The sequence below is a fragment of the Paenibacillus xylaniclasticus genome, assembly GCF_004001065.1.
Classification (GTDB): domain Bacteria; phylum Bacillota; class Bacilli; order Paenibacillales; family Paenibacillaceae; genus Paenibacillus_T; species Paenibacillus_T xylaniclasticus.
Genome location: NZ_BIML01000034.1, coordinates 21,679 through 42,837, shown reverse-complemented (window position 1 = coordinate 42,837; position 21,159 = coordinate 21,679). Strand labels below are relative to the sequence as shown.

Genomic DNA, 21,159 nt, shown 5'->3' with positions numbered 1-21,159 from the left:
GCCTGCGCTTGCCGCGCCCGCCGCTCCGCTCGGCGCTGCCGACCGCATCGCCGCGCCTTGCGCCGCCGCGGCCAACTGCTGCGCCGCCGCGTCCCGGCCGCGCATCGCGGCCAAAGCCTCCGGCTTTGCGCCTCGCAGCGCCTCGGCCCGCTCCTGCGCCAAAGTCGGCGAAGCCGCGCAATCCGCTGCTGCGGGGCTTCATGTCGACCATTTCGAAATCAATCGTATAGTCATCCATATTCACACCCGCTACGCGAATCCTCACTTCGTCACCGATCCGATAAACCTTCGACGTCCGCTCGCCGATCAGCACCATATGCAGCTCGTGGAAGTGATAGTAATCGTCCGTCAATTGACTGAGACGAATTAATCCATCAACCGTATTATCCAGCTCGACGAACAAACCGAAGCTTGTCACACTGCTGACGATACCGTCAAATTCCTCGCCGATCTTATCGAGCATATATTCACATTTCTTCAGCTTATCGGTGTCACGCTCCGCTTCAACCGCTACGCGCTCCCGCTCCGACGATTGCACCGCAATGTCCGGCATCCGTGCTCCGAGCTCCTCCATTCGCTTCTCCGGAAGCGTCCCGCCATTCTCGAATACCTCACGCATAATGCGGTGTATAACCAAATCGGGATAACGCCGAATCGGCGAAGTAAAGTGCGTATAGAACTCCGCCGCAAGACCGAAGTGGCCAAGGCATTCAGCATCGTATTTCGCCTGCTTCATGGAACGGAGCATCATCGTCGAGATGACGGTCTGCTCCTTCGTCCCTTGAATCTCCTCGAGCAGCGTCTGCAGCGCGCGTGGATGAACCGTGTTGCCCTTTCCCTTCACAACGTAGCCGAAATTCGACACGAGCTGTAAGAAGTGCAGCAGCTTATCTCCGTCCGGATTCTCGTGAATCCGGTACAGGAACGGTACCCGCAGCCAATGAAAATGCTCCGCCACCGTCTCGTTCGCCGCCAGCATGAACTCCTCAATAATCATCTCCGCAATCGAACGTTCACGCTTTATAATATCGTACGGCTTGCCCTGCTCATCAACGAGCACCTTGGACTCTTGGAAGTCAAAATCGATCGCGCCGCGCTTCATCCGCTTCTTGCGAAGCTTCATCGCGAGCTCCTCCATCAGCGCGAACATGTCCAGCAGTCCGGCATAACGTTGCTTCAACTCCGTCTCCGGCTCTTCCTCGGTTGCCGTCAGAATGCGCTTCACGTTCGTATAAGTCATCCGCTCCGTCGTCCGAATGACGCTCGTGAACACCTCATGGCGCACCCGCTTCATCGTCTTCGCATCGAATTCCATCTCGCAGGACATCGTCAGTCGGTCGACCTTCGGATTAAGCGAGCATATTCCGTTCGACAGCCGGTGCGGCAGCATCGGAATAACGCGGTCGACGAGATAGACGCTGCAGCCGCGACGGTACGCCTCTTGATCGAGCGCCGACCGTTCGCGCACGTAATAGCCGACGTCGGCAATATGAACGCCCAGCTTGTAGTTACCGTTCTCCAGACGCACAACATGCACCGCATCATCGAGGTCCTTCGCGTCCTCTCCGTCGATCGTCACAATCGTCTCGCCGCGCAGGTCGCGCCGTCCTTGCTTGACGATCTCTTCTTCCGTTATGGAGTCCGGCGCTGCCTCCGCCTCTGCCATAACCTCGTCCGGGAACCCTTCCGGAAGCTGATGCTTACGGATAATCGACAAAATATCGACGCCCGGATCGTCCTTATGACCCAGCACCTCGATAACCTCGCCCGTTGCCGCCGAACGCCCCTCTGGATACTCCGTAATCCGGACGACAACCTTTTGCCCCGATACCGCACCGCCGAACGAGCCCTTCGGAACAAATATATCGCGGTTAATCCTTTTATCATCCGGAAGCACGAACGCATAAGCCTCATGGTTATCGAACGTACCGACGACCTGCGTCACCGCGCGCGTAACGACGCGCACGACCTCGCCCTCCATTCGACCGCCGCCCTCGCTCTGCGACGTAATGCGCACGAGCACGATATCGCCGTTCATGGCGCTTTTCAAATCATTCGCATGCAAATAAACATCCGGATGCTCCTTCTCCTCCGGGATGAGAAACGCGAAGCCCTTAGGATGCGCCTGCACACGGCCGCGTACAAGATTCATCCGCTCAATGACGCCGTAGCGGTCGTTGCGCGTACGAATGATTTTGCCCGCTTCCTCTAATTCATTAAGCAGTTTCAGGAACGAGCGGAACTCCTCCGCTCCCACGATGTTGAAATGCTGCTCTAATTCTTGATAAGTCATCGGCTTGTACGCCGTTTCTCTCATAAAATCGAGTAAATCCTGCTCTAAGCTCATGATTCCTCCGCCCCCGGCTGAACATCACCGGGTACATTATAGTCCGACAATAAAGGTTATTTTTTCATATATCAATTAGTATACACGAAACCGCTGCCCTTCATCCGCTGATTACAAAAATTAGGCAGCCGAAACCCCTTAACCCAAGCCTGTTCACCCCGCAGCCGACGATAATAAATCGTAACTGGCAAATGGTCCCTAGGCCGCTCTATAATTTCGTCCTGCAGCCACTACTCTACGAGCTGGAAGACCCATTACAATTGCTTTGAAAGCGTTTTAAAATTCTATTATGTTAGGAGGTCCATGATGATATTTTCATCCTTCACCCCCGGACGGACAGGACGCCGTCTAGTAACGGTGATGCTTGCTGCGCTAATCGCCCTCCCGCTGCTGCCGCAGCATTCAACCACTGCCCACGCTGCATCTCCACGTCAAATGGAGCTGCTCAACCGCGGGCTTGTCGCTGTTCAAACAAGCGGCGGCGTTTTTCTCAGCTGGAGGCTGCTCGGAACCGAGTCTTTGTCAACCGGCTTCAACGTGTACCGCAATGGCACTCTCTTGAACAGCACGCCAATTGCAGGCAGTACGAATTATGTGGATGCGGCTGGAACAGCCAGCTCTACCTACACGGTCGCTCCTGTCGTAAATGGACAAGTACAGGCCGCTTCGCCCGCCGCCTCTGTATGGAACAACAATTACTTGACCATTCCGATTACGAAGCCGGCAGGAGGAACGACGCCCGACGGCGTCAGCTATACGTACAGCGCTAACGATGCAAGCGTCGGCGACTTGGACGGAGACGGAGATTACGAGATCGTTCTGAAATGGGACCCTTCCAACTCCAAAGATAACTCGCAATCCGGTTATACCGGCAACGTCTACTTGGATGCTTATGAGCTGAACGGTACCCGCCTATGGCGAATTGATCTTGGCCGCAACATTCGTGCCGGCGCTCACTATACCCAGTTTCTCGTCTATGACTTCGACGGCGATGGTAAAGCCGAGCTCGTCTGCAAGACAGCAGACGGTACGAAGGACGCGGCTGGAACAGTCATCGGCAGCGCATCAGCAGATTACCGGAACTCAAGCGGCTATGTGCTGAGCGGGCCCGAATATTTGACGGTCTTCGGCGGAGATGGCCGAATCAAAACGACAATAAGCTACGAGCCGGCACGCGGCAGCGTATCGAGCTGGGGCGACAACTATGGCAACCGAGTCGACCGATTTCTGGCCGGGGTCGCCTACCTGGACGGTGTCCGACCGAGCATCGTCATGGCACGAGGCTATTACACGCGAACCGTACTCGTCGCTTACGACTGGCGCAACGGCGCGCTGACGAAGCGCTGGACGTTCGATTCCAACGCCGCCGGCAACTCGGCCTACGCAGGCCAAGGCAATCATCAATTGAGCATAGCCGATGTCGATAGCGACGGCAAAGATGAAATCATATACGGCGCTATGGCTGTCGACGACAACGGTACCGGAATGTATTCGACGGGGCTTGGCCATGGTGACGCCATGCATCTGGGTGACCTCGACCCAGCACGTCCGGGACTGGAATCGTTCAACGTGCATGAAAGCACAAGCGCAGCATACGGCGCTGAAATTCACGATGCGGCAACCGGCCAAATTCTATGGGGGCAGAGAACCGGAGCCGATACCGGTCGCGGCCTTACTGGCGATATCGATCCGCGTTATCCCGGCGAGGAGCTGTGGGCATCGGGCATCGGCGTCCATTCCGTAACCGGCGGATTGATCTCATCCTCTTCACCATCGATTAACTTCGCAATCTGGTGGGACGGCGACCTGCTGCGCGAATTACTGGATCATACCAGTTCCGGTGTCGGCAAAATCGATAAATGGAACTATACGAATAGCAGCGTCACGAACCTTCTGACCGCTAACGGAACTCTCTCGAACAACGGCACGAAAGGCAACCCCGTCCTTCAGGCCGACATCATCGGCGATTGGCGCGAAGAGGTGATTTGGCGAACCGACGACAGCAGTGCGCTCCGCTTATATACGACGACAGCCGTCACCGAAGCGAAGCTGCACACACTAATGCATGACTCCGTCTACCGGCTCGGCATCGCTTGGCAGAATGTCGCTTATAATCAGCCGCCGCACACGAGCTTCTTCCTTGGCAGCGGGATGCAGACGCCGCCGCAGCCCAATATTTATACAGTAGGCTCTCCCGTGACGCCAACGGATCCTCCCCCGTCAGCCCCAGGCGTCTTCACGCTAACGGGTACGGCCGGTGTGTCGCAAGCTGCCTTGTCGTGGACGGCGGCATCTGGCGCCGTCTCGTACAAGGTGCAGCGGTCGACTAACAGCAGCAGCGGATTTACAGATCTGTCCGGCAATCTGACGGGACTTTCCTACACCGATACTTCCGCAGCAGCCGGTACGGTCTATTATTACCGCGTCATTGCCTCGAATGCATCAGGCATGACGGCCTCGAATACGATCGCCGTAACGCCGCAAGCGCCGCCAGCTTCCGGAGGAGGCGGCAGCTATAATCTCGCCGTTCAATATCGCACTAACGACACCAACAGCTCGAATAACGCGGCAGCTCCGCACTTTAACATTACGAACGATGGCTCTAGTGCAGTAGACTTGAGCACACTGAAGCTTCGCTACTATTTCACACAGGATAATGCAACCCCGTTCAGCTTCTGGTGCGACTGGGCGCAAATCGGCAGCGGGAACGTTCAAGCAAGCTTTGTTCCTATGAGTCATCCGACCGCTGCGGCTGATACTTATCTTGAAATTTCCTTCAAGCCTGGGTCCGGATCGATTCCAGCTGGAGGCAGCAGCGGCCCGATTCAAACTCGCTTCAGCAAAAATGACTGGTCGAACTTTAACGAGGCGAACGATTATTCGTTCGATGCCGCCAAGACCAATTTTGCGAACTCCTCCAAAATTACACTCTATGTAAACGACACGCTCGTATGGGGCGTCGAACCCATATAAGGAGCACACATCGTGACACAGGCTCCAAGGTCTGCGTGACCAGCAGGCTTTGGAGCTTCATCATACGGTCTCTCTACTCTTCCTGTTCTGCAATCGACACCCTTAATAAATTCACCCGTTCAAGCCGCTCTGCAAATCCTTTGCGCAGCTGATGAAGCTTGTCCAATCTGGAGTCGATTTGATTGATAAACCGCTGCAGCTCGGCTGCGCCCTCATCCAGAAATCTCGCCTTCTCCTCTGATGAGCTCTCCTGTCGGTACGCCCCTTTGATTTGCTCCAGCTTCGACTCCAGCTCCATGATGACTTTAACTTCCTGCAGTGATATGCCGAGCACTTCCTTCAGCCGAATAATTTGCTCCAGCTGTGCCAAGATCCGTTCATCGTAATACCGGTGCCCGCCCTCAGTTCTCGGCACGTTATTCAACAGACCGATTTCTTCGTAATAGTGCAGCGTCCTTGCCGTAATACCGTAACGCTCGCATACGTCGTCAACCGAATATTTTTGTTTCATGGATAACCTCCTGCTATACGGCACACTGGGAACAAATAGAAATAGCTATCCCATTATATACGATATCCCATTCAAGCATAAGATGCTATGGGTATTGTTCCAAACAACAGAAGACCGTCAAATATGAAAAAAAGAAGCAGGACCCCGTCCTGCTTCTTCCTCGCTTTGCTTATAAGGTAAACTTTAGACGACGCTAAAGCTTAACGATGTTAGTTCTCAACGAAGTAAGATACGACCATCGCGAGTACGAAGAACGCAACCGCGAGACCGACCGTCAGACGCTGCAGGAACAGGTCCAAGCCGCGTGCTTTTTGTTTACCGAACAAGTGCTCTGCACCGCCGGAGATGGCGCCGGACAACCCTGCGCTTTTACCTTTCTGAAGAAGCACGACGGAAATCAAGCCAAGAGCCGCAATGATAAGCAAGATTTTGAATAAAATGTCCACTTTTCCACCTCCTAAGGGAAAGCCTCGTACGGATCGAATAAGATACGTTCCGTGTAGGACAGGCATAAAAACAGTAATTTTATTGTATCATAACCGTTCCCTTGGCACAATAGCACAATCTATTTAACGTTTACGCACGCTGTGCAGCTGCAACGCCAAGTGCCAGCGCTCCGCATAAGCCGGCGTTATCGCCAAGCTCGGGAGGTACAATATAGGAATCGATATTATCCGTTAGCAAGGAGGCGCTGACATAGCCATTGAGCTGCTTCTTAACCTCCTGCCGAATAAGCGGGAACAGCTGCTTCTGATGCATGACGCCTCCCCCAAGAATAACCTTCTGCGGGGACAGCAGCAGAATCGTACTGGACACCGCCTGTCCGATGTAGAACGCTTCGATCGGCCATGCCGGATGATCGACTCCCAACTCGCTGCCCTTCATCTGCCAGCGCCGCTCGATCGCCGGCCCCGCCGCCATCCCTTCCAGGCAATCGCCATGATAAGGGCAGCAGCCGACGAAAGAATCGTCCGGGCGACGGCGCGTCAGCACATGTCCTCCTTCCGGATGAACAAGACCATGGACGAGCCGGCCCTCGCTGTAGACGCCAACCCCAATGCCGGTGCCAATCGTATAGTAGACACAGCTATCAAGCCCGCGGGCCGCCCCCCACATCGCTTCTCCGTACGCTGCGGCATTCACATCCGTATCCCAACCGATAGGAACGTTGAAAGCTCTTTTGATCGCACCTAAAAAGTTAAACCCGCTCCAACCCGGCTTAGGTGTCGTCGTCACATGACCATAATCAGAACGGCTCGGGTCAAGCCCGATCGGTCCGAATGAGCCGATGCCAATCGCCCCGACGCCTTTGCCCTCGAAGAAGGACAGAACGCTGCTTAACGTTTTCTCCGGCTGCTCCGTTGGAAACGATATGCGTTCTAGTATGACTCCCCTCTCATCCCCCACACCGCATACAAACTTTGTACCGCCCGCCTCAATTGCACCTATTCTCATCTCATCGGCCTCCTGATCTACGCGCCTATATTGTATGCCCGATTGATCGGCGTTGTCTAACTTCTTCTAAAATACCGCCCCTGCTGTCCGCCCGACCACCGTAAACCAAAAAGCTCTCCAAGGCGATGGAACGTGCCAAGGAGAGCTTTGTTCATAACCGCTGATGAAGGCGATTATTTTTTGAAGTTTTTCAGGTTGTAGAACGCGCTTGCGCCAGCATATTGAGCCGATGCGCCCAGTTGGTCCTCGATGCGGAGCAATTGGTTGTACTTCGCTACGCGGTCCGTACGGGAAGGTGCGCCCGTTTTGATTTGGCCAGCATTCGTCGCCACAGCGATGTCAGCGATCGTGCTGTCTTCGGATTCACCGGAACGGTGAGAGATAACAGCCGTGTAACCAGCGCGTTTCGCCATTTCGATCGCGTCGAACGTTTCCGTCAGCGAGCCGATTTGGTTTACTTTAACGAGGATCGAGTTGCCTACGCCTTGCTCGATACCGTCTTTCAGGCGCTTCGTGTTCGTAACGAACAGGTCGTCGCCGACGAGCTGAACTTTGCCGCCGAGCTTGTCCGTAAGCAGCTTCCAGCCTTCCCAGTCATCTTCGGAGCAGCCGTCTTCGATCGTGATGATCGGATATTTCTCAACCCACGAAGCGAGCAGGTCCACGAACTCAGCGGACGTGAACGATTTGCCTTCGCCTTCGAGGTGGTATTTGCCGTCTTTGTAGAATTCCGTCGAAGCAACGTCCATACCGAGGAATACGTCGACGCCTGGCTTGTAGCCTGCGCGCTCGATTGCCGCGATGATCGTCGTGATCGCTTCTTCGTTGGAGGACAGGTTCGGTGCGAAGCCGCCTTCGTCGCCTACTGCCGTGTTCAGTCCTTTATCTTTCAGAACCGATTTCAGGTTGTGGAAAATTTCAGCACCAATACGGAGAGCTTCCTTGAACGTAGGAGCGCCGACTGGCAGAACCATGAACTCTTGAACGTCAACGTTATTGTCCGCGTGAGCGCCGCCGTTAACGATGTTCATCATTGGTACAGGCAGCGTCTTCGCGTTGAAACCGCCGAGATACGTGTACAGCGATACGTCCAGTGCATCTGCAGCAGCGCGAGCTACAGCCATCGATACAGCGAGAATCGCGTTAGCGCCCAGCTTGCCTTTGTTCTCTGTGCCGTCGAGCTCGATCATTTTGCGGTCGATTGCCACTTGATCGAGTGCGTCGAGGCCGATGATTTCAGGTGCGATGATCGAGTTAACGTTGTCAACCGCTTTGATTACACCTTTGCCAAGGTAACGGCTTTTGTCGCCGTCGCGCAGCTCTACCGCTTCGTATGCACCCGTGGATGCACCGGACGGTACGATTGCGCGGCCTTTGCCGCCGGATTCAAGCGTTACTTCAACTTCTACAGTTGGGTTGCCGCGGGAGTCGAGGACTTCGCGTGCGTATACGTCAGCAATGATAGACATGATCGTAAACACTCCTTGTTAGCTTTTAATTTAATGGCTGCGGTTCACTCGGAAACCAATATTTCTATCGTAAACGAAAATCGGATCGATTGCACGTCTCATCCGATCTTTCGGTACATTTTTTTCATAAAATGATCCGTCCTGCGAAAAGCCGGGTCGGCGATCTCTAACGAACGACCGTCTCTCTCCACCCGCCGCCGATCCTGGTTTCCGTCAGTTATGGATTATTCCTTACTTAATAATCGATTCGCCCGTCATTTCCGCCGGTTTGTTCAACTCAAGCAGCGACAGAATCGTCGGCGCGATGTCGGCGAGAATGCCACCCTCGCGCAGCTCAACGCCCTGCTTCGTCACGATGAACGGAACTGGGTTCGTCGTATGTGCCGTAAACGGACGTCCGTTCTCATCGATAACCATATCTGCGTTACCATGGTCCGCCGTAATGAGGCAAACGCCGCCTTTAGCCAGCACCGCTTCAACTACTTGGCCGAGGCATTCGTCCGTCGCTTCAATCGCCTTAATCGTCGGCTCCAGCATGCCGGAGTGGCCGACCATGTCCGGGTTAGCGAAGTTCAGAATGATCGCGTCGTGCTTATCCGCTTCGATCTCCTTCACCGCTGCAGCAGCGACCTCGTATGCGCTCATCTCTGGCTTCAGGTCATACGTTGCAACTTTAGGAGAGTTAATCAGGATGCGCGTCTCTCCTTCCAGCTCGACGTCGCGTCCACCGCTGAAGAAGAACGTGACGTGCGGATATTTCTCCGTCTCCGCAATACGCAGCTGCTTCTTGCCGTTCTGAACAAGCACTTCGCCCAGTGTATTGTCAAGGTTCTTAGGCGAATAAGCCACATAACCGCCAACCGTCTCACTGAACAGCGTCAGGCAGACAAAGTGCAGGTTCTTCGGAAACTTCTCGCCGCGGTCGAACCCGCGGAAGTCGTCGTTCGTGAACACTTGCGACAACTGAATGGCACGGTCAGGACGGAAGTTGAAGAAGACAACCGAGTCTTCCGACTCTACAAGACCGACCGGCTTGCCGTTCTCGACAATAACCGTCGGCATGACGAACTCGTCCATAACCGATTTCTCGTACGACTCTTTAACGGCCGTCAGTGCGTCTGTATATTGAGGACCTTCGCCGTATACCATTGCACGGTACGATTTCTCTGTACGCTCCCAGCGTTTGTCGCGGTCCATAGCATAGTAGCGGCCTTGAACGGTCGCGATTTTACCTACGCCAACTTCCTTGATCTTCGCCTGAAGCTGCTCCAGATAACCGACTGCGCTGTCTGGGGATACGTCGCGTCCGTCGAGGAACGCATGGACGAATACGTCTTGCAGCTCTTCCTTCTTCGCCAGATCAAGCAGTGCAAACAAGTGCTCAATATGGCTGTGTACGCCGCCGTCTGACAGCAGACCGTACAGGTGAAGCTTTTTGCCGTTGTTCTTCGCGTGACGAACCGCAGCTACGAGCGTTTCATTTTCGAAAAATTCGCCGTCGCGAATCGATTTGCTAATCCGGGTCAGATCCTGATAGACAATCCGGCCCGCGCCGATGTTCAAGTGACCAACCTCAGAGTTGCCCATTTGGCCTTCCGGCAGACCAACTGCTTCCCCGCATGCCGTCAGAGTCGTGTGCGGGTAAGTCGACCAATAACGGTCGTAGTTCGGCTTATTGGCTTGCGCAACTGCGTTGCCTACGACGTCTTGGCGAAGGCCGAAGCCGTCGAGGATGATCAGAGCTACTGGTTTCGGAGCTGTCATCTTACTTCGCTCCTTCAACCAGCGCGATGTACGATGCAGGCTCAAGGCTTGCGCCGCCGACGAGCGCGCCGTCAATATTCGCTTGACCCAAATATTCCGCTACGTTGTTCGGCTTCACGCTGCCGCCGTATTGGATACGAACAGCGTTCGCCGTTGCTTCGCCATAAAGGCCAGCTACGACGCCGCGGATATAAGCAATAACGTCCTCAGCGTCAGCCGCCGTCGACGATTTGCCCGTTCCGATTGCCCAGATTGGCTCATAGGCAATTACGACTTGCGCAGCTTGCTCAGCCGACAGCCCTTTGAAAGCAGCTTCCGTCTGTACCTTGCACACTTCTTTCGTTTGGTCCGCTTCGCGCTCTTCCAGCTTCTCGCCTACGCAGACGATCGGCGTCAAGCCATGCTTGAATGCCGCATGCGTCTTCTTATTGACGATTTCGTCCGTCTCTGCGAAGTAAGCGCGGCGCTCGGAGTGGCCGATGATGACGTATTTCACGCCGAGGTCTGCAAGCATAACGCCGCTGACTTCACCCGTGAATGCGCCGTTATCTTCGAAGTGAAGGTTTTGTGCGCCGATTGCGATGCTCGTGCCCTTCGCTGCTTCGACGAGTGCCGGAAGCGTCGTGAACGGTGCACAGATGACGCTCTCTACGCCGTCAACCTCGGCTTTGCCTTTCACTTCAGAGAAGAACGATACGGCTTCGCCGACCGTTTTGAACATTTTCCAGTTACCTGCAATGATCGGTTTTCTGCTCATTTCGGTGGTAACTCCCTTCTGTTGCAATGTTTATGATGATACCGCACGTATGATGGACAGCCTATTATTTATCGTTCAGAGCAACTACGCCTGGAAGCGCCTTGCCTTCCATGAATTCGAGCGATGCGCCGCCGCCCGTGGAGATGTGGTCCATACGGTCAGCCAGGTGGAATTTCTCAGCCGCTGCAGCGGAATCGCCGCCGCCGATAACCGTGTACCCTTCCGTCTCCGCGCATGCTTTCGCAACAGCTTGCGTACCATGGGAGAACGGCTCGATTTCGAATACGCCCATTGGTCCGTTCCATACGACGAGCTTCGAATTTTTGATTACGTCAGCATAAATTTCACGCGTCTTAGGACCGATATCAATGCCTTCCCAATCTGCTGGAATACCGTCGATGTCTACGATCTTCGTTTTCGCATTCGCGCTGAACTCGTCCGTAATGACCACGTCAACTGGCAGGTAGAATTTTTTGCCCAGCTTTTTCGCTTTCTCGATGAACTCGAGCGCCAGATCCAGCTTGCTGTTGTCGCAGAGCGATTGGCCGATTTCGTAGCCTTGCGCTTTGAAGAACGTATAGGACAGACCGCCACCGATAATGATGTTGTCTGCAATCTCGATCATTTTGTTGATAACGTCGATTTTGTCCTTAACTTTCGAACCGCCGACGATAGCTGTGAAAGGACGCTCAGGGTTGTTCAGCGCTTTGCCGAGTACTTCGAGCTCTTTCTCTACGAGCAGGCCGGATACAGCTGGAAGCAGGTGAGCAATGCCTTCTGTCGAAGCGTGAGCGCGGTGAGCAGCGCCGAACGCGTCGTTCACGAACAGATCAGCCAGCTCAGCGAATTGCTTCGCCAGTTCCGGATCATTCTTCTCTTCGCCAGCGTAGAAACGAACGTTCTCAAGCAGAAGCACTTCGCCTTCCTTCAGAGCTGCAACTTGAGCTTTAACCGCCTCGCCTACCGCTTCATTTGCTTTCGCAACTGGTTTGCCAAGCAGCTCGGACAGACGCTCAGCAGCCGGCGTCAGACGCAGCTCTTCAACCACTTGACCAGCAGGACGTCCCAGGTGGGAAGCAAGAATGATTTTAGCGCCGCCTTCGATCAGGTACTTAATCGTAGGGAGCGTCTCGCGGATGCGAGTATCATCCGTAATTTTGCCGTTTTCGAGCGGCACATTGAAATCGACACGGACGAATACGCGTTTGCCAGCGACTTCGACGTCGCGCACACTTTTCTTGTTCATTAGAGAAAGCCTCCTTAGAGTTAGGCACTGAATGTATGTGTTAAATTGCGGTTCGTTATATCATCTTCGAAGCGTAACCCTCACGCGGGTCGCTTTAGCGAGCTGCCTTCGGAGCATCCACCTACAACCGCGGGTCGCTTTAGCGAGCCGCCTTCGGAGCATCCACCCACAACCGCGGGTCCGCTGCAAGCGGCCGACACGCCCTCGAAGCATCCGCCCTCGCAACGCGTGGCATCGCTTTAGCGATGTCATGCCATCGGAGCATTAACATAAAAAAAATCGTTCCTTCAAGTTATTGAAGGAACGATTTCAACCATTGGTTCAGCCCCCGTCAAAGGGGGCGCGAACCAAGGGCCAGGCTCCGCAAAGCAGGAGCCGCGGCCCCCTGGTCCCGCCGGAACGGCGGCATCCCTTCCGCAGCACGGGAGCGCAGCAGCCAAAGCGTGTCCGTCAGGACGAAAGCGTTCCTAGCACGCAGCCGGGCAGGAGCGTCGACCGCCCCTCCCACGCTGCATTAAAACGGGAGTCCAGAGGGCAGAGCCCTTTGGAGCCCCCTTTGAAGACCAAAGGGGGGTTGGGGGATTTGAATCCCTTACAGACCTTTGCTTGCGATGTAAGCAGCGAGGTCAACTACGCGGTTCGAGTAGCCCCACTCGTTGTCGTACCAGGAAACAACTTTAACCATGTTGCCTTCAACAACCATCGTCGACAGTGCGTCGATCGTGGAGGAAGCTGGGTCGCCGTTGTAGTCGCTCGATACGAGCGGCTCTTCGGAGTAGTTCAGGATGCCTTTGAGCGACGTTTCGGAAGCTTCTTTCAGTGCCGCGTTAACTTCTTCAACCGTTACGTTAACTTTCAGCTCAGCAACGAGGTCCGTTACCGATACGTTAGGCGTAGGAACGCGCATAGCCATACCGTTCAGTTTGCCTTTCAGCTCTGGCAGTACGAGGGATACTGCTTTTGCAGCGCCCGTCGTCGAAGGAATGATGCTTTCTGCAGCAGCGCGAGCACGGCGCAGGTCTTTGTGAGGAACGTCCAGTACGGATTGGTCGTTCGTGTACGAGTGAACCGTCGTCATCATACCTTTAACGATGCCGAATTTATCGTTAAGAACTTTCGCGAATGGCGCGAGGCAGTTCGTCGTGCAAGATGCGTTGGAGATAACCGTGTGAGCAGAAGCGTCATATTTGTCATGGTTAACGCCCATAACGATCGTGATGTCTTCGTTCGTAGCTGGCGCGGAGATGATAACTTTCTTAGCGCCGCCTTTGAGGTGAAGCTCAGCTTTTTCTTTAGCCGTGAAGATACCCGTAGATTCAACAACGATCTCAGCGCCTACGGATGCCCAAGGGAGGTTCTCTGGGTTACGCTCAGCAAAAACTTTGATCTCGCGGCCGTTAACAACCAGCGCGCCTTCTTTTGCTTCAACCGTAGCGTCGAGTTTACCGTGCGTCGTGTCATATTTCAACAGATGAGCCAGCGTTTTCGTATCCGTCAGATCGTTAACTGCTACGATCTCAACTGCAGGGTTGTTCAGTGCTGCGCGGAACACGTTACGGCCGATACGGCCAAATCCGTTAATACCAACTTTAACCATTTTGAATTTCCTCCTAGACATTTGGGTTTAAAAATATATACTCAAGACGGCGCGCGGCACTAAGCACCGCGAATCGTCAAGATATCCCGAAATTAACATACACCTTACTAAGCATTGCCCGAATTGTCTTCGTCAATAAGTCGAACGATTTCATTTGCCGCCGCCTCGTCCGTCACAAGCACGTCATCGTGCCCGAACCTCATAACAGCCGCTATCGCTTCGCCCTTACTTCTTCCGCCTGCCACCGCAATGACAACTTCAGTCTTCACAATATCCTCCAGCCGCAACCCCGCCGTCGGCATCTTATGAACAACTGCTCCGCTCCGGTCAAAATAATACCCGAACGATTCTGCAAGCGCGCCTTCCTTCTTCATTGCTTCTACTGAAGCCTCATCGACCTTGCGCCGCCGTGCCATTACCATGGCATCTCCGATGCCGTGTAAGACTATACGGGCTTTGCGGATGACGTTCACAATTTCTTGAATGTTCGGCTCCTGCATCAGCGTCGTATAGGCTTCTTCACCCAAATGGTCGGGCACATGAAGCAGCCGATATTGAGCGCCTGTACGCTTCGCCATCATCGAGGCAATCGTATTCGCCTGATAATCGAGGCTTTCGCCAAGACCGCCGCGCGCCGGCACGAACCAGTTCGTCGGCAGTGGAACAGGTGAAGTCAAATGATTGGCAACCTGAGCCATCGTCGTCCCGCCTGTGACGGCAACAACGTCGTCCTTGCCCAGCGCTCGAATAAGCGCTTGGCTTCCCGCCCGGCCAAGCTCCCGCTTGGTCGTCTTGGAAGTATCCGAATCACCTGGTACGATGAGCACTCGCTTCAGACCATAGTACCGGCGAATTTTCTCTTCCATCTCGGCTAGGCCGGACCATTCCTTCAAATAAGGCTCCAGATCCGCAAGGAGCCTACGTCCCTGCTCGCTGATGCGCATACCTGACACTTGAATCTCAATCAAGCCCTGCGCCTTCAAAAAATCCGTCTCCGCTCGCAGCACCCGCTCGGTCATCCCTAGCGCGCCTGCCAGCGCACGCCGTCCGACGGAATCAGACAGCATCACTTGATGCAGGATGAAGTATCGTTTCCTCATGACTTCCAGCAGATCCGGCACAAGCTGCTGTTGCAGTTCAATAATAGGACGCATCTTAGGCATTCCACTCCACAGCCGAATTGTTGCCTTTCAATATGAAGAAACTATTCTCCAGAGACTCAAAAAGGGTGGACGCGATATGTCCCGCACTTCCGTTTTAAGTCCCGCCTTTATTTTATATAAAGTCGGAAAAGACTGCAAGTTCCTTTTCGCCCTGTAACCGCTTACTGTTACGATTTTTTTAACTTTTAATTTTTCTTGCCGGTCTGCTCTTGCATTCCAATGAAATTTGAGGTAAGATAACATTCGTTCCGCTTTTCTGCGCCCGTGGTCCAATGGATATGACGTAGGCCTCCGGAGCCTGAGATCTAGGTTCGATTCCTAGCGGGCGCGCCATTTTAATATCGGAATTATGAACACAATCATTAATACCGTTTCGACGGGATTAATGATTTTTTTGTTTGAAAAACGATAAATATTTTAGATATAGCTACTGATTCCACTCTTTTATTTACAATTTATCCCCTTAATTCGATTATTTATTTTATTTTTGACTATAATAGTAAGAGAATAACTAGCATAAATCCGAAATACCGGGTTTGCTCCGCAGTGAACATACCGGCAATTCAGAAGAACGAACTTCACCACTATCTCTGTATATCAGTTTAGTTTGACTTTCTTTGACTTTTGTAAAATGATCGGCTATTATTAACATAACACACAGGTGCACGCACCGAATTGCTCTGTCCGCTTTTGTGCGAAAGACTCGGACGCTACCCTGTTGCTATACTTACCTATTCGGGAGGGAACTTTCATGGATATGAACTTTGTGCCTATGGTCATCGAGCAGAACAACCGCGGCGAGCGCGCGTACGACATTTATTCGCGTTTGCTAAAGGACCGTATCGTTTTTCTTGGAACGCCGGTCAATGACATTGTCGCTAACTCCATCATCGCGCAATTACTGTTCCTGGCAGCCGACGATCCGGAGAAAGACATCTCTCTTTATATTAATAGCCCAGGCGGATCCATCACAGCCGGCATGGCGATCTATGATACGATGCAGTTCATCAAGCCGGACGTCTCTACGATTTGCGTCGGCATGGCAGCATCCATGGGCGCATTTCTGCTGACGGCAGGCGCGAAAGGCAAGCGCTATGCGCTGCCGAACAGCGAAGTTATGATTCACCAGCCGCTCGGCGGTGCGGAAGGCCAAGCGAGCGATATCGAAATTCGCGCCCGCCGCATTCTGAAAATGCGTGACAAGCTGAACAGCATTCTCGCTGAGCGTTCAGGCCAGCCTTTGGAGCGCATCGAGAAGGACACAGACCGCGATTACTTTATGAGCGCGGAGGAGGCACGCGAATACGGCCTGATCGATAAAGTCATCGAAAAGCTGTAGTCGCTGCGCAAATGCTGCTCCTTATCGTATAATAAAGCGCCCCTTTACCGGCACATGCCGATAAAGGGGCGTTTCTATCTCGATTAAATACCTTTCCCATCATCATTCTCGCTAAGGTAAAATCGCGACAAACGCCTGCGCTGCCGCCGACAGCGGAACTCCCTTCAATGTGACAATACCAATTCCTCTCGGCGGGATCGGCGGGTCGATTGCCAAATGAATAAGATCCCCTTTCGCTAATTCCTCCTCGACAAAGTCGACAACGACGCTCGCAATGCCGAAGCTGGTGCGAGCGAACTCATTAAGTAGATCAAGACTACCAAGCTCCATGCTCGGCTTTAAGGACACGCCGTTCGAAGCGGCAACGTGCTCGATATAGGCACGAGTACCCGTTCCTTGCTCCAGCATAAGGAGCGCATAACGACTCAGTTCATTCCACTGGAGCTTCATCGGCCGCCCATCCTCCATCCATCTACGATAAACGTTAGATACAACGAATCCGTCCTGATTTAAGAATTGACGGAAACAAGAAAGGCCAACCCGTAAGCTCTGATTGACCAGAATGACTACGGGCTCGCCCTAGGACAGGTTATTCTTCTAGAAGTTCAATACTGCTGAGTATATTCATAATCTGCTTCTCATACTGTTTGTACAGATCCTTGTCGATATTAGCAATTGCCCCATAGAAGCCAGTGCCCAGCACCAAATTCAGATTCACGACGCCGTCTGCATCATCGATAAATAAATCTCCACTTACGCCATCTTCTGTTGTGAACTTCTCGTGTTTATACCCAGGATAATCAGTTCCGATATGTCCGTTCTGACCATATACATAGATCCTGTCCTCTAAATCGCTACCCGGGTATATACTGATCCCGCCAGTAGGGGACGCCTCCTGAGTCTCGGTAGCCTCTACAGGTGAATCAACCATGATTCTCCACTCACTAGGATAGTCAACTTCGAAACGGTATACTCCATCGTCGTAATGGTAGACTGTAATTGCAGCCCCCTCACTTTCACTCCCACACCCTGATGTGAAGAATACCAAAGCTAATACGAGCCAAACCGTTACGATTCGATTCGTGTTCACGCATCCTCACCCTTTCACGCATCTGTGTAGATAGAGCGTTTCTCAACAAAAAAAGAGCCGCCGAGATACTCCCAGCAGCCCTTACAGACCCGCAAAGGGTCTATCCCATCTTTATTGGTTCTCCAATTCTTCCTTACTCACAAGGTTAACTAAAGCGGTTACAGCTTGCTCGGCATCCGAGCCTTCGGCACTGATAAAGATCTCCGTACCCGAACTGATCGCCAAGCTCATAATGCCCATAATCGACTTCGCATTCACCTTCTTGTCGTCCTTCTCGACGAATACCTCGGATGAAAACTTATTCGCTTCTTGAACGAACAACGCCGCCGGTCTTGCATGTAGACCTGTCTTCAATCGTACGACAGCAGGTTGTCTTGTCATGGAAACCATACCCCCTACGGTTATTTCTATTGGATGAATGTGACTATCTTCATTCAGTCATGAAATAGTGTGTGCCTGCATTTGCAGCCCTGCCGCATTCACGGCAGTTTGTTAATCATTATATCATTATCAAGCTTTCTGCACTAGGGTAATCGTTCAGCTGTTGCGTATTTTTTCGGCTAATTCATCAATTTTTCGCAGGCGGTGGTTTACGCCCGACTTACTGACCTTCCCTTTGAGCAATTCGCCCACTTCGGTCAAATTCATATCTGGATGCATAAGCCGAATCTCTGCGACCTCACGAAGCTTCTCAGGCAGCGATTCGAGACCGACTTCCTTTTGCAGCAGCTTAATATTATCGATTTGTCTGACAGCCGCTCCGATCGTCTTATTCAAGTTAGCCGTCTCACAGTTGACGATCCGATTAACCGAGTTGCGCATATCACGCATAATACGGACGTCCTCGAACTTGAACAACGCTTGATGGGCGCCAATAATGTTCAGCATCTCGATAATTTTCTCGCCTTCTTTAATATAGAATATAAACCCTTTCTTCCGCTCGATACAGCGTGCGTTCAAATCGAACTTATTGGCCAGCTCAGCAAGCGCTTGGCAATGCTCCTCGTACAATGACGCAATCTCCAGATGGTAAGACGAGCCCTCCGGATTGTTCACCGAGCCGCCAGCAAGAAAGGCTCCGCGTAAGTATGAGCGTTTGCAGCATGGTTTCTTAATAATTTCTTTATCGATGCCTTGCTGGAATAGGAAGCCCTCAGAGACAATGCACAGTTCCTTTAATATTTCCTGCACCTTGCCCGGTATACGGACGATATAGACATTGTTCTTCTTCAACCGCATCTTCTTGCGTACGAGAAGCTCGGTATGAACGTCGAACCGCTTCTTGATTAGACTGTAAATGCGTCGTGCGATTGCCGCATTCTCTGTCGAGATGTCGAGAATCACTTTGCGGTTCGATAACGACACCGAGCCGTTCATGCGGATGAGCGCGGACAATTCCGCCTTCTCGCAGCATTCGTCCGTTTCGATCATCGTCAGTTCTTTTTTGGTCTGCGCCGCAAAGGACATGTCGTATCACCTCTTCCGTGTCATCCAGTTCTGTACCTGATAAAAAATATGCTGACTTAACTTATCGGCATCATGCCGCAAATAGGTCCGGAACAGCACGAGCTTATCGGCAATAACCTTATAGCCGCGCTTCTGTACTTCCTCCAGATCGAGATGGACGGCCTTCGCGCCCTTCTCGGCATATTTGCTCTGCACCTGCTCCGGAATATCGCCATTGTTAACAATAACATAATCAAATAGATGATAGCCAATATGCGTGTAGATAGCGTCCAGATGATCGCCGACCGAATAATTGTCCGTTTCTCCCGGCTGCGTCATCACGTTACAGATGAACATCTTGAGCGCATTCGATGAGACTATGGCGTCTGCAAGCTTCGGAACGAGCAAATTAGGTATGATACTCGTATATAAACTGCCCGGTCCGATCAAGATCGCATCTGCTTCCTGTATCGCTTCCACCGCTTCCTCCAGCGGCTCCACGTCAGCAGGTTCAATGAAAACCCGCTTGATCGCTTTTCCTGCCTTCGGAATCATCGATTCTCCTGTTACTATCGTACCATCGGACATTTCGCCCTTCAATACGATCGCTTGACCTGCTGCAGGCAGCACCCGCCCCCTGACCGCGAGCACCCGGCTTAGCTCTCGAACGCCGGAAACGAAATCTCCCGAAATATCGGTAATCGCCGCCAGCATGAGATTGCCGAGACTATGAGGAGCTAGACCGCTCCCGTTGTTGAACCGGTAATTAAATAGTTTGCCGAGCAGCGGTTCGACATCGGCAAGAGCAAGCAGCACATTCCGGATATCGCCGGGCGGCGGGATATGCAACTCGTTGCGAAGGATGCCTGAGCTGCCGCCGTCATCGGCCACTGTAACGATGGCTGTAATATCAAGCGGCTTCTCCTTCAAGCCCCTTAGCATAACGGATAAGCCGGTCCCCCCGCCGATGACGACGATTTTGGGTTTGTCCTTATCCGATAGTTCGCTGCTGTTCATTCATGCACCTCATTTAATGCCGATCCCTCTCGGAGTCACGGTGACTAACGCGCACCGTCTCTGTATCACTGCTTCCGAGCATTCGGCCCAAATATTCTGCAATTGCCACGGACCTGTGCTTCCCGCCCGTACAGCCAATGCCGACGACAACCTGACTCTTCCCTTCTTTCCTATACAGCGGAATAAGAAAGTTCAGCATATCAAGCAGCTTGGTTAGAAACGCCTGGGTTTCCGGCCACTTCATAACATATTCATATACATCCGGATTTTGTCCCGTGTTCGGTCTCAAATGCTCGATATAATGCGGGTTAGGCAGGAATCGCACATCATAGATTAAATCCGCGTCAATCGGAATGCCATACTTGAAGCCGAACGATATAACATTCACGTTAATGCCGGTACGTTCCGTATTCGTAAAGCGTGATACAATCCGTTCCTTCAGCTGCGCTGGTTTTAGGCTGCTCGTATCGATGACCTGCGTCGCCATCCCTTTGAGATCTTCCAGCATGCGGCGCTCCAGGCCAATCCCATCAAGCGGCATTCCGTCCGGCGCAAGCGGATGTCTGCGGCGGCTTTCCTTGTACCGCTGAACGAGCACGGCATCTGTCGCATCGAGAAACAGAATTTCACAGCCTATCGTGTAATGCTCCTTAATGAAGTTCAGAGATTCTGACAGCGCCGTAAAAAACTCTCTGCCTCTCAGGTCGATCACGAGCGCAACTTTACCAATCTTGCCACTCGATTGTTCAATCAGCTCCGCAAATTTTGGAATGAGTACGGGAGGTAAATTATCCACGCAGAAAAATCCGAGATCCTCCATGCTCTGCACGGCAATCGTCTTGCCGGCTCCCGACATACCGGTAATGATGACGAGCTTGGCAACTTGCATCGTTTCATTATCCATTTATATCATTCCTTTCCCACAACCAGCCTTATCATGGACAAACCCGCCGGCAAGGGCGGGTCAGCCTGCTTTGTCTTATAC

At 52.8% G+C, this 21,159-nt stretch carries 19 protein-coding genes, 1 tRNA gene and 1 pseudogene; 4 read left to right on the top strand and 17 right to left on the bottom strand.

Going from position 1 to position 21,159, the window contains the following annotated elements:
- A partial coding sequence (gene rnr / locus PXY01_RS19830; protein ID WP_174721853.1) for a ribonuclease R occupies positions 1 to 2,347 on the bottom strand: 2,347 nt, incomplete at its 3' end.
- Between the two features lie 360 nt (positions 2,348 to 2,707).
- Between rnr and PXY01_RS19825 the strand changes: the two are divergent.
- Positions 2,708 to 4,531 (top strand): annotated as a pseudogene (locus PXY01_RS19825) (rhamnogalacturonan lyase); the annotation flags it as partial.
- 264 nt (positions 4,532 to 4,795) lie between these two features.
- Positions 4,796 to 5,320: a cellulose binding domain-containing protein gene (locus PXY01_RS22940; protein ID WP_246028019.1), complete on the top strand. Its 525-nt coding sequence runs from the start codon at positions 4,796 to 4,798 to the stop codon at positions 5,318 to 5,320.
- Positions 5,321 to 5,393: 73 nt separating this feature from the next.
- On the opposite strand, the gene PXY01_RS19820 is transcribed toward PXY01_RS22940, so the two are convergent.
- The 10 genes from PXY01_RS19820 to PXY01_RS19780 all read right to left on the bottom strand — a co-directional run bounded on the left by PXY01_RS19820 (position 5,394) and on the right by PXY01_RS19780 (position 15,273).
- The gene (locus tag PXY01_RS19820) at positions 5,394 to 5,831 is read right to left on the bottom strand and encodes a MerR family transcriptional regulator (RefSeq protein WP_127572498.1); all 438 of its coding nucleotides are present in this window, start codon (positions 5,829 to 5,831) and stop codon (positions 5,394 to 5,396) included.
- A 209-nt stretch (positions 5,832 to 6,040) separates the two neighbouring features.
- Entirely contained in the window at positions 6,041 to 6,277 is a 237-nt protein-coding gene (gene secG / locus PXY01_RS19815) for a preprotein translocase subunit SecG (protein ID WP_127572496.1), read from the bottom strand.
- 130 nt (positions 6,278 to 6,407) lie between these two features.
- Positions 6,408 to 7,286, bottom strand: a complete 879-nt coding sequence (locus PXY01_RS19810; protein ID WP_127572494.1) for an ROK family protein — start codon at positions 7,284 to 7,286, stop codon at positions 6,408 to 6,410.
- A gap of 173 nt (positions 7,287 to 7,459) precedes the next feature.
- Positions 7,460 to 8,755, bottom strand: coding sequence for a phosphopyruvate hydratase (gene eno / locus PXY01_RS19805; protein ID WP_127572493.1), 1,296 nt, complete (start codon positions 8,753 to 8,755; stop codon positions 7,460 to 7,462).
- Positions 8,756 to 8,986: 231 nt separating this feature from the next.
- Entirely contained in the window at positions 8,987 to 10,519 is a 1,533-nt protein-coding gene (gpmI, locus tag PXY01_RS19800) for a 2,3-bisphosphoglycerate-independent phosphoglycerate mutase (protein ID WP_127572491.1), read from the bottom strand.
- A gap of 1 nt (position 10,520) precedes the next feature.
- The gene (gene tpiA / locus PXY01_RS19795; protein WP_127572489.1) at positions 10,521 to 11,276 is read right to left on the bottom strand and encodes a triose-phosphate isomerase; all 756 of its coding nucleotides are present in this window, start codon (positions 11,274 to 11,276) and stop codon (positions 10,521 to 10,523) included.
- A 64-nt stretch (positions 11,277 to 11,340) separates the two neighbouring features.
- A complete protein-coding gene (locus tag PXY01_RS19790; RefSeq protein WP_127572487.1) occupies positions 11,341 to 12,522 on the bottom strand; it encodes a phosphoglycerate kinase in 1,182 nt (393 codons plus the stop codon).
- A gap of 139 nt (positions 12,523 to 12,661) precedes the next feature.
- Positions 12,662 to 12,793 carry a hypothetical protein gene (locus PXY01_RS23110; RefSeq protein ID WP_281277896.1) on the bottom strand — a complete coding sequence of 44 codons (132 nt, stop codon included), beginning with the start codon at positions 12,791 to 12,793 and terminating at the stop codon, positions 12,662 to 12,664.
- 321 nt (positions 12,794 to 13,114) lie between these two features.
- Positions 13,115 to 14,119 carry a type I glyceraldehyde-3-phosphate dehydrogenase gene (gene gap, locus PXY01_RS19785; RefSeq protein ID WP_127572485.1) on the bottom strand — a complete coding sequence of 335 codons (1,005 nt, stop codon included), beginning with the start codon at positions 14,117 to 14,119 and terminating at the stop codon, positions 13,115 to 13,117.
- 107 nt (positions 14,120 to 14,226) lie between these two features.
- Positions 14,227 to 15,273: a sugar-binding transcriptional regulator gene (locus PXY01_RS19780; protein ID WP_127572483.1), complete on the bottom strand. Its 1,047-nt coding sequence runs from the start codon at positions 15,271 to 15,273 to the stop codon at positions 14,227 to 14,229.
- Between the two features lie 267 nt (positions 15,274 to 15,540).
- Here PXY01_RS19780 and PXY01_RS19775 point away from each other — a divergent pair.
- Positions 15,541 to 15,615: transfer RNA gene (locus PXY01_RS19775), tRNA-Arg, on the top strand.
- 424 nt (positions 15,616 to 16,039) lie between these two features.
- The gene (clpP, locus tag PXY01_RS19770; protein ID WP_174721854.1) at positions 16,040 to 16,621 is read left to right on the top strand and encodes an ATP-dependent Clp endopeptidase proteolytic subunit ClpP; all 582 of its coding nucleotides are present in this window, start codon (positions 16,040 to 16,042) and stop codon (positions 16,619 to 16,621) included.
- Between the two features lie 111 nt (positions 16,622 to 16,732).
- Here clpP and PXY01_RS19765 read toward each other — a convergent pair whose 3' ends face one another.
- From PXY01_RS19765 to rapZ, 6 genes are all read right to left on the bottom strand, one after another.
- Positions 16,733 to 17,071, bottom strand: coding sequence for a LysR family transcriptional regulator substrate-binding protein (locus tag PXY01_RS19765; protein ID WP_164744508.1), 339 nt, complete (start codon positions 17,069 to 17,071; stop codon positions 16,733 to 16,735).
- A gap of 139 nt (positions 17,072 to 17,210) precedes the next feature.
- Entirely contained in the window at positions 17,211 to 17,711 is a 501-nt protein-coding gene (locus tag PXY01_RS19760) for a hypothetical protein (RefSeq protein ID WP_127572477.1), read from the bottom strand.
- Between the two features lie 111 nt (positions 17,712 to 17,822).
- On the bottom strand, positions 17,823 to 18,092 hold the full coding sequence (locus tag PXY01_RS19755) for an HPr family phosphocarrier protein (RefSeq protein WP_127572475.1): 270 nt from the start codon (positions 18,090 to 18,092) through the stop codon (positions 17,823 to 17,825).
- Between the two features lie 156 nt (positions 18,093 to 18,248).
- On the bottom strand, positions 18,249 to 19,178 hold the full coding sequence (gene whiA, locus PXY01_RS19750; RefSeq protein ID WP_127572473.1) for a DNA-binding protein WhiA: 930 nt from the start codon (positions 19,176 to 19,178) through the stop codon (positions 18,249 to 18,251).
- A gap of 6 nt (positions 19,179 to 19,184) precedes the next feature.
- Positions 19,185 to 20,174 (bottom strand): gluconeogenesis morphogenetic factor MgfK, encoded by a 990-nt coding sequence (gene mgfK, locus PXY01_RS19745; protein WP_127572471.1) that lies wholly within the window; start codon positions 20,172 to 20,174, stop codon positions 19,185 to 19,187.
- Between the two features lie 13 nt (positions 20,175 to 20,187).
- Positions 20,188 to 21,078, bottom strand: a complete 891-nt coding sequence (gene rapZ, locus PXY01_RS19740; protein ID WP_127572470.1) for an RNase adapter RapZ — start codon at positions 21,076 to 21,078, stop codon at positions 20,188 to 20,190.
- Between the last annotated feature and the right edge of the window lie 81 nt (positions 21,079 to 21,159).

Coding starts and splice junctions, on each gene's coding strand:
- rapZ (WP_127572470.1), bottom strand. CDS start 21,078: ATGGATAATGAAACGATGCAAGTTGCCAAGCTCGTCATCATTACCGGT.
- PXY01_RS19780 (WP_127572483.1), bottom strand. CDS start 15,273: ATGCGTCCTATTATTGAACTGCAACAGCAGCTTGTGCCGGATCTGCTG.
- whiA (WP_127572473.1), bottom strand. CDS start 19,178: ATGTCCTTTGCGGCGCAGACCAAAAAAGAACTGACGATGATCGAAACG.
- PXY01_RS19765 (WP_164744508.1), bottom strand. CDS start 17,071: ATGAAGCTCCAGTGGAATGAACTGAGTCGTTATGCGCTCCTTATGCTG.
- eno (WP_127572493.1), bottom strand. CDS start 8,755: ATGTCTATCATTGCTGACGTATACGCACGCGAAGTCCTCGACTCCCGC.
- PXY01_RS19810 (WP_127572494.1), bottom strand. CDS start 7,286: ATGAGAATAGGTGCAATTGAGGCGGGCGGTACAAAGTTTGTATGCGGT.
- PXY01_RS19790 (WP_127572487.1), bottom strand. CDS start 12,522: ATGAACAAGAAAAGTGTGCGCGACGTCGAAGTCGCTGGCAAACGCGTA.
- gap (WP_127572485.1), bottom strand. CDS start 14,119: ATGGTTAAAGTTGGTATTAACGGATTTGGCCGTATCGGCCGTAACGTG.
- mgfK (WP_127572471.1), bottom strand. CDS start 20,174: ATGAACAGCAGCGAACTATCGGATAAGGACAAACCCAAAATCGTCGTC.
- PXY01_RS22940 (WP_246028019.1), top strand. CDS start 4,796: ATGACGGCCTCGAATACGATCGCCGTAACGCCGCAAGCGCCGCCAGCT.
- PXY01_RS19755 (WP_127572475.1), bottom strand. CDS start 18,092: ATGACAAGACAACCTGCTGTCGTACGATTGAAGACAGGTCTACATGCA.
- clpP (WP_174721854.1), top strand. CDS start 16,040: ATGAACTTTGTGCCTATGGTCATCGAGCAGAACAACCGCGGCGAGCGC.
- tpiA (WP_127572489.1), bottom strand. CDS start 11,276: ATGAGCAGAAAACCGATCATTGCAGGTAACTGGAAAATGTTCAAAACG.
- PXY01_RS23110 (WP_281277896.1), bottom strand. CDS start 12,793: ATGTTAATGCTCCGATGGCATGACATCGCTAAAGCGATGCCACGCGTT.
- PXY01_RS19820 (WP_127572498.1), bottom strand. CDS start 5,831: ATGAAACAAAAATATTCGGTTGACGACGTATGCGAGCGTTACGGTATT.
- gpmI (WP_127572491.1), bottom strand. CDS start 10,519: ATGACAGCTCCGAAACCAGTAGCTCTGATCATCCTCGACGGCTTCGGC.